The following is a 13,032-nucleotide window of genomic DNA, read 5'->3' as shown; positions in this document are numbered from 1 at the left end:
ATGTCTTCCCATCCTCTACATAATTATTTAATCCCTATCATTATTTTTATAAAACTTTTTTATACCTTCCTTTGTAACAATCCCTTTAATTAATGTTCTTGGCTTTACTTTCTCTGAAGTTATTTGATAAGCATTTAAAACCATTTCAGTAGCTAATCTTTCTTTTTCACCATCATTTGCATGAATAGTTGCTATGGCCTCACCGCTTTTTACAAAATCTCCTATCTTTTTATGTAGAACAATTCCTACGGATAAATCTATTTTACTTTCCTTTGTTTCTCTTCCTGCTCCAAGAACAAGGGCTGCTTTTCCGATATCATCTGCTTTTATTCCTTTAATAAAGCCTTCTCCTTTAGCAGTAACACTTTTTACTATGTCTGCACCTTCAAATAGGGCTGTATCATCTACAAAGGACGGGTCTCCACCCTGGGCACTAACAAGCTCTTTTAATTTTTCAATTCCCTTACCGAATTTAATAATATCCTCAAGAATTTCCCTAGCTTCCTCAGGGTTTTTGGCTCTTCCACCTAGAACAAGCATATGGGATCCTAGAGTCAAGCAGAGCTCAGTTAAATCCTTAGGGCCTTCTCCCTTTAAAGTATCTATTGCTTCCTTGACTTCAAGAGCATTTCCAACTGCATATCCCAAGGGTTGATCCATATCTGTGATTACAGCTATAGTATTTCTTCCCACATTATTTCCTATATCAACCATTTCCTTTGCAAGCTCAAAAGCACTAGCTTCTTCCTTCATAAACGCTCCACTACCTGTTTTTACATCTAATACAATAGCATCTGCTCCCGAAGCAATTTTTTTACTCATAATACTTCCTGCTATTAATGAAATATTATCAACGGTTGCCGTTACATCCCGAAGAGAATACAGTTTTTTATCGGCTGGAGCTAAATTAGCCGTTTGACCACCTATAGCTATTTTTATATTATTTACATTTTCAATGAATTTTTTAATGGTCATATCTACTGAAAATCCCTTAAAGGATTCTAATTTGTCTATTGTTCCTCCTGTATGCCCCAATCCTCTTCCCGACATTTTTGCAACTGGTACTCCTGCAGCTGCAACAATAGGTCCAAGTATTAAAGTAGTTGTATCACCAACTCCACCAGTACTATGCTTATCAACCTTAATTCCTTTAATTTCTGATAAATCTACGGTTTCTCCACTATTGACCATTGCCTTTGTTAGGTCAGCAGTTTCCCTTTTGTTCATTTTTTTAAAATAAATTGCCATCATAAGGGCTGAAACCTGATAATCAGGAATTTTTTCCTCCGTATACCCTTCAATAAAATAATTAATCTCTTCAGTGGTAAGCTCTTCTCCATCTCTTTTTTTCATAATAATGTCATATATCCTCATTTTCTCACCCCATGACAGTATATTTAATCTAAATCCTCGGGTCCAAAGCTATTAGGCAGCAATTCATCAAGGGTATATTCTCTGTACTCCTCCTGGGATTTTGCTATAATTACCAATATATCTTTCCCAAACTCTCTTATTACCTGTCTACAAACACCACATGGATAAGTCCACTCAGAATCTCCTGTTATAGCTATAGCCTTAATATCCCTTTCGCCTTCAGAAACAGCCTTAGCTATTGCCGTTCTTTCTGCACAAATAGTTGGTGTATAGGAAGCAGATTCTATATTGCAGCCTGTATATGTTTTTCCCCTGCCAGTTAAAACACATGCTCCAACATGATATCCCGAGTAAGGTACATATGCTTTCTCTCTTGCCTCAAAAGCCTTTTTAATAAGTAATTTTTTATCCATAATTACCTCCTATTATTAATGTTTAATATCCTGAACCTGAATTTTTTAATCCTTTAACAATAGCCACAGAAGAACTGGCACCTATTCTACTGGCTCCTGCATTAATCATAGTCTTTGCATCTTCTATAGTTCTAACACCACCTGAAGCCTTAACTCCCATATCCTGTCCTACAGTTTTTCTCATTAGTTTAATGTCCTCTACAGTTGCTCCACCAGTTGAAAAGCCTGTTGAAGTCTTAACAAAATCAGCCCCTGCTTCCTTGGAAATTTCACATGCCTTTATTTTTTCTTCCTGGGTTAAAAGACAAGTTTCTATTATTACTTTGACTAATGCCTTTTTATTAGCTGCATCGACTACAGCTTTAATATCTTCCTTTACATAGTCATATTTCTTACTTTTTAAAGCTCCAATATTTATTACCATATCTATTTCCTGGGCACCATTTTCAATGGCTTCTTTTGCCTCAAATGCTTTTGCTTCCTTTACTGAAGCCCCTAGAGGAAATCCTACAACTACGCAAGTCTTTACATCAGTTCCTCTAAGCTCCTTTCTTACTAATGAAGCATAATAAGAATTTACACATACCGAAGCAAAACCATATTCTTTAGCCTCATCACATATTTTCTTTACTTGCTCCTCTGTTGCCTCAGGCTTTAATAAGGTATGGTCGATATAATTTTGTATTTTCATAACTATCCTCTCCTCTATCTATTGTTTTATAATGTGATCGGTTCCATATAGTTAAAACATAAAAGTGAATATTCAAATTCACATTAAATAGCATCGATATTTAAAATTTATTAATCACACTTTATTTTTTCCTATATATTTCTCTGACCCCTTTAAAACAAGCTCAGGTAAAAGGGTGATCCTTTTCAATTCTCTAGTTTCCTTTTTATTTTTTAAATTATCTATAAGCAACTTCATTCCAGTTCTTCCCATTTCTATTGTGGGTCCATTTATAAAACTAATATTCATACCTATTATATTTAATGCTTCTATTTTATCAAAGCCTATAATGGCCATGTCATCGGGAACAACAATATTTTCTTCATAAAGAGCCTTCATGCATCCTAAAACCATCATATTGCTCATTGCAAATATAGCAGTAGGTCTATCCTTCATATCTAATATTTTCTTTGTGATCTCATATGCATTTTCATGTTTATAATCACCATAGAATATATACTCTTCATTGATGGGAATATTATTCGCAGCTAATGCTTTTTTATAACCATTTAATCTGTTTTTTGCAGGTCTGGAATTTATAGATCCAGTAATTATTGCTATTTTCTTATGCCCCTCCTTTATTAGGGCTATAGTTCCATCATATGCGCCTTTACTATGATCAATAAATACTCCACTAAAATTTGAACATTCTACATGCCCATCTATTAAAACAACCGGAATATCTAAATTCTTAAGGGTATTTAAATATTCACTATTAACCCCATCTTCAGGATATGTTAGTGTAATCATAATCCCCTGTATTCTTTGTTCCTTAAGAAGCTTAAGGGCTTTAAGTTCCTTTGCTTTACTGTCATCAGTATTAAAAAGTATTAGATTTAAGTTATGCTCATCAGCCACTTGGCTGATTCCTTTTATTATTTCACCAAAAAAGGAGTTATTTATTTCTGGTATTATAACCCCAATAGTATTGGTCTTATTTGTGGATAAACTTCTTGCTATAGCACTTGGAGTATAATTCAGTTGCTGTATTGATTTTAAAATTTTCTCCCTTGTTTCTTTTTTTACATATCCAGAATCATTTAAAACTCTAGAAACAGTAGTCCTTGATACTCCTGCAGCCTTTGCAATATCATTTATTGTAACTGCCATTCCAAATCCTCCTAAATATAGGGAAACACTACAAAACTTTAATTTGTTTCACTATGTACAAAAACCCATATAACATTGTACTTCAAATTAAGTCAATTTGAAACATGTTATCGATTTCATATAATTATACATTTTTTTTTACTATATTTCAACGGATATATAGATATATTAAGAAGATAGATAAATTAAAATAATTTTATAAAAGTTTATGTACCTATAATCACGCAAAATTTGTCACTTTATAGAGGATTTTGTAAGTTAACATAGAATTATCTATAATAAAAAAATATAAAAATTTTATTGGAGCTGAAAATATGGAATGGCTTATACCTTCAATTATTTCATCACTTTATGGAACTTCTGTACTCATATTAATATATACGTATCTTTATAAAAAACAAAAAAATACTTATCTACTTATATGGTCACTTAGCTGGATTTTATATTTCTTAAGATTTTTTTTCATGTTACTTTTTAGTTTAGGTTATAAATTAAAAATATTTGTTATAGGATATTATGTTTTCACATTATTTAGTGGTTTATTACTGATAATAGGTCTTTTTATTTTTCTAAAGCAAAAAATACCTTCAATTTATTTAAGAGCCTCTGGAATTATTAATATTTGGATTATTTTAGGTGTTATATATGATTTTCCTCAACTCCTATTAACCATTCCTTTATTTGCATTTATGGGATTGATTTACTTGAGGGTAGGAATTGTTTTTTTAAAAATTTCTAACAATCACGACTATTACAATTTCATAGGTTATATCTTTATTATTTGGGGTCTTCACAAATTGGATTATCCTTTCCTTATAAAAGCTAATTGGTTTACCCACTGGGGATATATAATAAGTGCTGTTTTATCCTTGGCTGCTGCTATAGGTATATTAATAGTATATTTTGGTGAAATAGAAAATGATCTAAAGAATAGTAAAAAAAAGCTACATAATATATTATCTTCAATTCCTGACTTGCTATTTATATTAAACAAAGATAACATTTTTTTAGATTATCAAGTCAAAGACGATAATAATTTATATACTCCTTCTACAAATTTCATTGGTAAGAAGATTAATGAGGTTTTACCTGAAGATACTGCAAAAATAATCAATCATTATATGCAAGAAATAATTAATACCCATGAAATACAAGTCTTTGAATATCAGCTTTCCAATACTAATAATATAGAATATTATGAGGCACGGCTTATACTAAATAAAGATGATCAAATTTTAGCTATTATACGTGATATATCGGATAAAAAAGTCATAGAAGAATCCTTAAAAGAAAGTGAAGCTAAATATCGCTCAATGATGGAAGCTCTTGAAGATTTAGTTTTTATTTCTTCCTGCGACTTCACTATAGAATATGCGAATCCTGCAATGATACATAGGTTTGGCAAAGATATAATTGGTAAAAATCCTCTTGAAATTATTATAGGTAATAAAGTTATTTTCAATGAAAACACTAATAATAGTACACAGTGTATTTCAAATGAAATAACCATATATGATGGAACAACTTTTCATCTTTTAACTTCACCTCTTTTTCATGCCAATGGAAATATATCAAACATACATATTTTAAGAGATATTTCCCATCTTAAAAAAGTAGAGACAGAACTTAGAAATACATTAGAAAACTTAAAGTATTTGAGCTATCACGATAAATTAACCGGTCTGTATAACCGAGCTTTTTTTGAAGAAGAGTTAAGGAGACTAAATACATTTGACAATTTGCCTTTGAGTATAATAATCATAGATGTTAACGGATTAAAACTTACTAATGATGCCTTTGGTCATAAGGAAGGTGATAAGCTATTAAAAACATTAGCAAATGTTCTTAAAAATTCTTGTAAGGAAAATAAGTCAATTGCACGGATAGGAGGTGACGAATTTACAATATTATTACCAAAAACAAACAAAATAGAAGCAACAAAGCTTTGTCTTAAGATTAAGAAAAATTGTAGAGAGTATAGTATTGAACCTGTAAACCTTAGTATAGCAATAGGAGCTGACACTAAAATAAAAATCCATGAAAATATAGATGAAATACTAAAAAAAGCTGAAAATATAATGTATAGAAATAAATTAAATGAAGGAAAAAGTATTCGCAATTCAATAATATTGTCTATTCAAAAAATGCTAAGAGAAAGGTCTAACGAAACAGAAGAACATGGAAAACGTATGAAGGAACTTGCTTTGCATTTAGGAAAACAGCTAAAATTAACTGATAGGGAAATGGACGAGCTGTCTCTTATAGCAATCTTACATGATATAGGGAAAATTGGAATTCCTGATTATATTCTTACTAAAAATGGTCCATTGACGGAGGAAGAATGGGAAATAATGAAAAAGCACTGTGAGATAGGCTATCACATAGTAAAATCATCTCCTGAACTTGGATTTATTGCAGATACAATTCTTTCTCATCATGAAAGATGGGACGGAAATGGTTATCCCCGAGGTATTAAAGGAGAAAAAATACCAAAACTATCTAGAATCATATCAATTATTGATGCTTATGATGTTATGACCCATAACCGATCCTATCGAAAAGCTATTTCTTACATAGAAGCAATTGAAGAGCTAAGAAAATGTTCTGGAACTCAGTTTGATCCAGAATTAGTCAATGTTTTTATAAAAAGCATATCTGAGACTTTGTAATAGTAAGAAACTTTTTTAAAATATTATATTACACAATATTACAATATACCTATAATTTACAAATTAAAATAGCCCCCTAAATTTGTACATATTTTCGAACTATATTTATAATAGAATAAAAAAAGTAGACATGTTTAAATTAAGGAGGTTTTACAGTGACTTTAAATATTTTTAAAAACAAATTAGCCCTAATATTAAACTATATCGATAAACTTAAAAGAGAAGATATACCAATTACTTCTCAAAGAATATTAATAAGAACCTATGCTAATGATTTAAAAATTTATTTAACAAATGATATGATTTTTGAAATGCTATCTTATAACCATTACAAAAATACAAATTATCAAATTCATTAGCACTTTCATTTTATCCATTTATAAGATTGCTTTGGCCGTCCTACTTTTCCATAAACTTGATTAACATCAACCTTATTATGTTCGATTAAATGCTGTAAATAACGATATACAGTCTGATAAGCTAAACCAGTATTTTTAGAAATATTCATTATACTTGTATAGTCATCTAATTTTTTCATATAATCTTCAACTGTTTCCAATGTACTAATACTAAGTCCAGAAAATTCTCTTTAAATCTTTTAATACCTTCTTTAGCATTTAATGCAGTAATAGGTATTCATTTTTCAAATTCACAAATTGCAGATATTGCAAATAGAATATTTTTATATAGTGAATTTGTATAAAATTAAAACCCAAATTAACAATAAGGTTAAATGGGTTTATATCAAACCATATATGAATCTATTTAGATATTTATATAGAAATAAGGGAATATTCAGCAATTCAAAACACTAATGGCTTACTTACATTATATGGATTTTATTCTCTTCTATTATATTTAATTCTAACTCAACTATAGATCTTAATTTTTTAACAACATCAAGATTTTCATATAAGCTTAAACCATCTACTGTCATGGTATTTGCTTTAGAACATCCATCAACTGCTCCTGATTCAACCATACATTTTAATATTTGTGTTTCTGTTTTTTTATCATGTAATAACATACTATTAGTCATTATGGAAAGCGCTGCCGATAACCCATGACCTCCCCAGTTAGATACACCTGCCACTATTAAATAGTCAGTAGAAGTAACTGCACAAATTTTTTCACCTTTATCTACTGAATCCCTGACGAAGGAAGAAACTTTTCCCATACCTATCTCATTTCCCCCATCACCAATTGCTATAGTAACAAAACCAAGTTCCTTTGCCCTTTTAAACAAAATATCTGTATCTGGAACCATGTCACTAAGATCTTCTCCCCTCATTGAATAACATCTTCCATCCTTTGCTCGACCTGGTCTTTCTATGGCTATTACATGGGTTGGTTTATATTTTTGTAATAGATTTTCACAAAACCCTTTAGACTCTTTATATGGAATAATCTCTATTGGGGCTTTAATCCCCTTTGTTATGCGGCAATTATAAAGCATATCCTCAGAGTATTTATCAGTTATAAGTATAACTTTTTTTCCCAATTTCTCCAGGGAACTGGCTAAAGATATAGCTCCTATAGGTCCATCTGTCTCCCCTATGAGCTTGTCTTTAACGACAAAACCTGTTACTATTAAAATTGTTTTACTTGTTAAAAGACTTCTTGAAGCTTTTTCTAATTCTCCTACTAAATTAATTTTATCCATTCCTCTTTGAGCAAGGTTCCTTTTTATAACATCTTCAATTTCTTTAAAATAATTATTATTCATACTATTTCAACTCCTTTCTAAAGATAATTGGCTTTAAAACTTGACAAAAACACAAAAAACCCAGATTAACAGTAAGTTAACTGGGTCTTATCTACAATTGTATATAGAGGCTAATCTATATACTTGTAAACAAAACTTTATATGCAATTTCAAAATACATATCTCTATACTTTAATTATACTTCTATTTTAAATCTAATTCAATCATTTTTAATCATAATATACTTGTTTCTGGCATCCTTTATAGCAGCTATCACTGCCTTTTGAGCCATACCATAAAATCTATCCAATATCTCCTCTACTATTTGGTCTATATCGTCTATAAGATTGTATCCAATAATAATTGATCTAATAAAATCCGTAGTTACATCCCTTACCATATTACATGTGGAGTCTATTATTATACCACTATCTCTTTCTATTATAATTCCTACAAAAAAAATATTGTATCTAGCTGAAATAGGATCGTTTTTGCCTATCTTTGCAGTTCCCAAAATATAAATTGTATTTTTTTCATATAACAATTAAATCTCCCCTAAGCCTTTATCTTTTCTATTTATATTATATAAATATACACTCAATATAATCAATAGAAAATATTAAACTTTGCAAAGATATATTTATAATTTTCTCAATTGCTTATATCCTAATCTATTAAATCTTATTTCAGCAATAAACCATATAATAACAGGTATAATCATTTCAAACGGAAAAGCATAGTAGGGAAATATTTCAAAATTCCATTTATTATATTCTATTCTACTATAGTGTAAAAAGTATGACATATTAAGCATCTGTACAACAATTGGAATTACTATAAATCTATAATCTTTAAGATTAAATAAGCTGCTAATTCCCTTACTGACGGCTAATATATATATACTTACCTTTAAAAATCCTCCTACAATAAATGATGAAGCTCCAATCACTTCAAAATTTTGTATAAAACCTGCTATTTTTATCCTTGTAAAGGCTTTATAAACTGGATAATAGGCCTCAGAAGCTGAATTTACACCTATAACTAAAACAGTAGTTAAAGAGGTAATAAATACAATAACACCACCTATTAATAAACCTATAATATATATTCTATATGGAGATTTTTTTGTTCTGAAAATCGAAAACACCATACTAAATGTCACAATTTCTCCAAATGGAAAAGAAAAAATTACAAAAGCTCCTTTTAATGCAGGCATTATTCCATCCTTTAATACCGGTCGAATATTATTAATCTTCATATTAGGAATTAATAACAATGCTATAATAGTGACAAAAACAACAGTTGGAATAAACATTAACTCGGCCCATCTCCCTATTACTTCTATTCCTTTCTTTACAAAATAAGTACATATCAACAGTAAGAGTATGAATACTGCTATATTAGGGGTTTCGCTGAGAATGGTATCAGTAATAAATTGATATATGTTCATTCCAACCAATGTTCCTTCATGTATAGCAAACCAAATATACAACACAGTTATTCCTCGTCCAATAATTTTACCACAACAACTTTCAAATATATCAAACAAATTCTTTCCCGGGAAAATATAATGTAGACGACCAAAAATACATGCTGTAAATAAAGCCATGAGTATAGATATAATAGTGGCAAGCCAAATATCCTGCTTTGCTATAATACCAAATACTAATATTGAAGAAGTCCCTGACATATATAATATTATAATGGAAATACCTTGCTTATCAGAAATCACTTCTTTGTTCATAAATTACTCCTTTAATTATATTTTAAAATTAGTATTTGGATAATAGAATTAATTATTACAAAATAAAAATAATATTAAAATCCCCCCATATACCAGGGAGGATTTATATTTTAAACAATTTCAATATTTTATTTAATTAATTGATACCTATATATGAGCATATACTTGCCTTTTCTTTCTTTAATCCCGGCTTTTAAAAACTTTGCTACATCACCAGAGTCTAAACTTATTTCTGTATCTTCTATCTTAGAAATATATTCACCAACCATATCGGCATGCTCTGGATCTACACTTTCCTTCACTCCCCACGGAAGTGACATTACCTTGTCATAGTCTCAAGTTTCACAAATCTTTGCTTCTCTTTCTTTTATTGAGTTAATAATACTGTCTTTAAAAGCTTTATCTATGTTTCCATCATGTGCAAATAGCATTTAATCCCTCCAAGTGCTTTGAATATTTTACATCCTTTTTAAGGAGTTTACTTCTCCCATTTTAATACAGGCTTTCTTGCAGCTCTAACTTCATCAATTCTTCTAACAGGTGTATTATAAGGCGCGTTTTTAAGTATGCTAGGATCTTCCTTTGCTTCCTCAGCTATTTTTATCATAGAGTCAATAAAACCATCTATAGTTTCCAAGCTTTCTGTTTCAGTTGGTTCGATCATAAGAGCTTCATTAACTATCAGTGGAAAATATACAGTAGGTGGATGATATCCATAATCAATTAATCTCTTTGCCACATCCAAGGTAGAAACTTCTAAAGATAATTCTTTAAGTCCTGCTAAAACAAATTCATGCTTGCATATTTGATCTACAGCTAAATTATAATGATCTTTTAATTTGTTCATAATATAATTGGCATTTAAAACAGCCATTTCACTTGCTTCCTTTAGGCCCTTTGCTCCCATTGTGAGAATATATGAATAACCCCTTATCATCACACCATAATTACCATAAAAGCCCTTAACCTTTCCTATAGAATCTGGTCTATTGTAATCTAATATATATTTATCATCCTTTTTCTCAACTACAGGAGCTGGAAGGAACTTAGCCAAATGCTCTTTTACTCCTACTGGTCCACTACCTGGGCCGCCTCCCCCATGAGGTGTAGAAAATGTCTTGTGAACATTATAGTGCATTACGTCAAACCCCATGTCTCCCGGTCTTGTAATTCCTAAAATAGCATTCATATTAGCACCATCATAATATAAAAGTCCTCCGGCTTCATGAACAAGATCAGCAATCATTTTTATATTTGTTTCAAAAAGTCCCAATGTACTAGGATTAGTTAGCATAAGCCCTGCAATCTCATCATTTAAGACAGACTTTAACTCATCTATATCTACAGCTCCCATTTCATTTGATTTAACCTCAACTATTTCAAATCCAGCCACAGCAGCAGTTGCTGGATTAGTTCCATGGGCAGAATCAGGAACTATGATCTTATTTCTCTTAAAATCTCCCCTACTTCGATGGTAGGCCTTTATTATCATCATTCCCGTAAGTTCACCATGGGCTCCAGCCGCTGGTTGAAGTGTGGTTTTATCCATACCGGATATTTCAGATAGCATTTCACCAAATTTGTAAATTAACTCTAGGCTTCCCTGAACCGTTTCTTGGGGCTGGTAGGGATGTATATTAGATAGCTTTTCTATGGCTGCCATATCTTCATTGATTTTAGGGTTATACTTCATCGTACAGGAGCCCAAAGGATAAAATCCAACATCTACTGCATAGTTTTTACTTGAAAGATTTGTATAGTGTCTTACAACATCCACTTCGCTTACTTCAGGTAAATCCACATCATCTTCTCTCAAAAATTTAGAGGGAATTATTTCACTTATTTCTTCCTTACATAAATCACATTCTGGTAGAGAATAGGCTTTCCTACCTTCTTTAGAAACCTCAAATATTAATTTATCATATTTTTTCATTATATCACCTCCATAACCCTGGCAAGCTCATCTATTTCATTCTTAGTCCTCTTTTCTGTAACACAAAGCAATAATCCATTTTTAAGCTCTGGATAATCTTTGCCTAATTTATATCCCCCAAGAATTCCACGTTTAAGCAAGGATTTATTAACCATTCCACTATCGAATTCACTAGTCACTGCAAATTCTTTGAAAAATGGTTTGTTGAATAGAGGTTTAAATTTACCCCTCTTTGTAATTTCTTTAAAAGCATAATGGGCTTTATGGGCAGAATGAGAGGCTACCTCTTTAATTCCCTTTTTACCCATTGTAACTAAATAAATTGCAGCCATTAATGCATTTAGTCCCTGATTTGAGCAAATATTTGAAGTGGCTTTATATCTTCTAATATGCTGTTCCCTTGCTTGTAATGTTAATACAAAGGCTCTTTTACCATCCACATCTACTGACTGACCAACTACTCTTCCTGGCATTTTTCTAGCAAGTTTTTTTGTTGTAGCAAGAAATCCTAAATACGGACCTCCAAAATTCAAAGAATTTCCTAGTGATTGTCCTTCACCTACTACAATATCTGCACCTAACTGACCAGGACTTTTAAGTATTCCAAGGGAAATAGGGTCAACATTTGTAATTAACATTGCTTTATTTTCATGGGTTATTTTTTCTACTTCCTCTAAATCTTCTATAATTCCAAAGAAATTAGGATTTTGAACAATAACTCCAGCAGTCTCTTTATTGACAGCTGCCTTTAATTTATCTACATCTGTAACCCCTTCGTTCATATCAATTTCAATAACTTCAATATTCCTAAACTGCATATAAGTATGAAGAACCTTTCTTACCTCTGGATGAACGGTCTTAGAAACAACTATAGACTTTCTTCTAGTGCTTGCAGCGGCCATTATTGCCGCTTCTGTTGTTGCAGTTGGACCATCATATAGTGAAGCATTGGATACATCCATACCAGTTAAATTACTTATCATGGTTTGATACTCAAATATTGTTTGAAGGGTTCCCTGACTTATTTCTGCCTGATATGGTGTATATGAAGTATAATACTCTGATCTAGTAGCTAAATGTCTTACCAATGATGGTATGTAATGATCATAGGCACCGGCCCCTAAGAAACAAACTAAATCTGAGATGCTTTTATTATTTTTAGCAAGGTTATTCATATGTTTTGAAAGCTCAATTTCCGATAAAGGCTCTCCTAAGTTAAGATCACGATTTAATCTAAGCTCCTGTGGCACATCTGCAAATAAATCTTCTATAGAGTCTGCTTTAATAGCCTTTAGCATCTGTCTTTTATCTTCTTCCGTGTTAGGAATATATCTATGCATACCTACCCCTCCTT

General features: G+C 31.1%; 13 protein-coding genes. 2 read left to right on the top strand and 11 right to left on the bottom strand.

All coding sequences use genetic code 11. The features are described from left to right. Nucleotides 1–27: 27 nt before the first annotated feature. From B5X81_RS01480 to B5X81_RS01465, 4 genes are all read right to left on the bottom strand, one after another. A complete protein-coding gene (locus B5X81_RS01480; RefSeq protein ID WP_079488801.1) occupies nucleotides 28–1,374 on the bottom strand; it encodes a pyrimidine-nucleoside phosphorylase in 1,347 nt (448 codons plus the stop codon). 23 nt (nucleotides 1,375–1,397) lie between these two features. Beyond that, nucleotides 1,398–1,787 (bottom strand): cytidine deaminase, encoded by a 390-nt coding sequence (locus B5X81_RS01475; RefSeq protein ID WP_079488800.1) that lies wholly within the window; start codon nucleotides 1,785–1,787, stop codon nucleotides 1,398–1,400. Nucleotides 1,788–1,809: 22 nt separating this feature from the next. After that, a complete protein-coding gene (gene deoC, locus B5X81_RS01470) occupies nucleotides 1,810–2,478 on the bottom strand; it encodes a deoxyribose-phosphate aldolase (protein ID WP_079488798.1) in 669 nt (222 codons plus the stop codon). A 114-nt stretch (nucleotides 2,479–2,592) separates the two neighbouring features. Continuing rightward, nucleotides 2,593–3,627 carry a LacI family DNA-binding transcriptional regulator gene (locus tag B5X81_RS01465; protein ID WP_079488797.1) on the bottom strand — a complete coding sequence of 345 codons (1,035 nt, stop codon included), beginning with the start codon at nucleotides 3,625–3,627 and terminating at the stop codon, nucleotides 2,593–2,595. A 797-nt stretch (nucleotides 3,628–4,424) separates the two neighbouring features. Between B5X81_RS01465 and B5X81_RS01460 the strand changes: the two genes are divergently transcribed. Both B5X81_RS01460 and B5X81_RS01455 read left to right on the top strand, forming a co-directional pair. After that, nucleotides 4,425–6,296, top strand: coding sequence for a sensor domain-containing diguanylate cyclase/phosphohydrolase (locus B5X81_RS01460; protein ID WP_170917231.1), 1,872 nt, complete (start codon nucleotides 4,425–4,427; stop codon nucleotides 6,294–6,296). A 155-nt stretch (nucleotides 6,297–6,451) separates the two neighbouring features. After that, nucleotides 6,452–6,655: a hypothetical protein gene (locus tag B5X81_RS01455; protein WP_079488794.1), complete on the top strand. Its 204-nt coding sequence runs from the start codon at nucleotides 6,452–6,454 to the stop codon at nucleotides 6,653–6,655. Nucleotides 6,656–6,660: 5 nt separating this feature from the next. Here B5X81_RS01455 and B5X81_RS01450 read toward each other — a convergent pair whose 3' ends face one another. The 7 genes from B5X81_RS01450 to gcvPA all read right to left on the bottom strand — a co-directional run bounded on the left by B5X81_RS01450 (nucleotide 6,661) and on the right by gcvPA (nucleotide 13,018). Continuing rightward, nucleotides 6,661–6,855: a hypothetical protein gene (locus B5X81_RS01450; protein ID WP_079488792.1), complete on the bottom strand. Its 195-nt coding sequence runs from the start codon at nucleotides 6,853–6,855 to the stop codon at nucleotides 6,661–6,663. Nucleotides 6,856–7,119: 264 nt separating this feature from the next. Beyond that, a complete protein-coding gene (locus B5X81_RS01445) occupies nucleotides 7,120–8,022 on the bottom strand; it encodes a DUF4392 domain-containing protein (protein ID WP_079488790.1) in 903 nt (300 codons plus the stop codon). Nucleotides 8,023–8,221: 199 nt separating this feature from the next. Beyond that, on the bottom strand, nucleotides 8,222–8,545 hold the full coding sequence (locus tag B5X81_RS01440; RefSeq protein WP_079488789.1) for a DUF3870 domain-containing protein: 324 nt from the start codon (nucleotides 8,543–8,545) through the stop codon (nucleotides 8,222–8,224). Between the two features lie 96 nt (nucleotides 8,546–8,641). Further along, complete coding sequence (locus tag B5X81_RS01435; RefSeq protein WP_079488787.1) at nucleotides 8,642–9,745, bottom strand: GerAB/ArcD/ProY family transporter; 1,104 nt, start codon at nucleotides 9,743–9,745, stop codon at nucleotides 8,642–8,644. Between the two features lie 128 nt (nucleotides 9,746–9,873). Next, entirely contained in the window at nucleotides 9,874–10,047 is a 174-nt protein-coding gene (locus B5X81_RS27230; RefSeq protein WP_170917230.1) for a hypothetical protein, read from the bottom strand. Nucleotides 10,048–10,223: 176 nt separating this feature from the next. Continuing rightward, the gene (gene gcvPB, locus B5X81_RS01430) at nucleotides 10,224–11,678 is read right to left on the bottom strand and encodes an aminomethyl-transferring glycine dehydrogenase subunit GcvPB (protein WP_079488786.1); all 1,455 of its coding nucleotides are present in this window, start codon (nucleotides 11,676–11,678) and stop codon (nucleotides 10,224–10,226) included. Beyond that, complete coding sequence (gene gcvPA, locus B5X81_RS01425) at nucleotides 11,678–13,018, bottom strand: aminomethyl-transferring glycine dehydrogenase subunit GcvPA (RefSeq protein WP_079488784.1); 1,341 nt, start codon at nucleotides 13,016–13,018, stop codon at nucleotides 11,678–11,680. The genes gcvPB and gcvPA overlap by 1 nt, the downstream gene beginning before the upstream one ends. Nucleotides 13,019–13,032: the final 14 nt, after the last annotated feature.

Origin of the sequence: Maledivibacter halophilus (genome assembly GCF_900167445.1) — a bacterium.
Classification (GTDB): domain Bacteria; phylum Bacillota; class Clostridia; order Peptostreptococcales; family Caminicellaceae; genus Maledivibacter; species Maledivibacter halophilus.
Note: the sequence above shows the minus strand (reverse complement) of the source record. Positions and strands in the feature narration are given on the sequence as shown.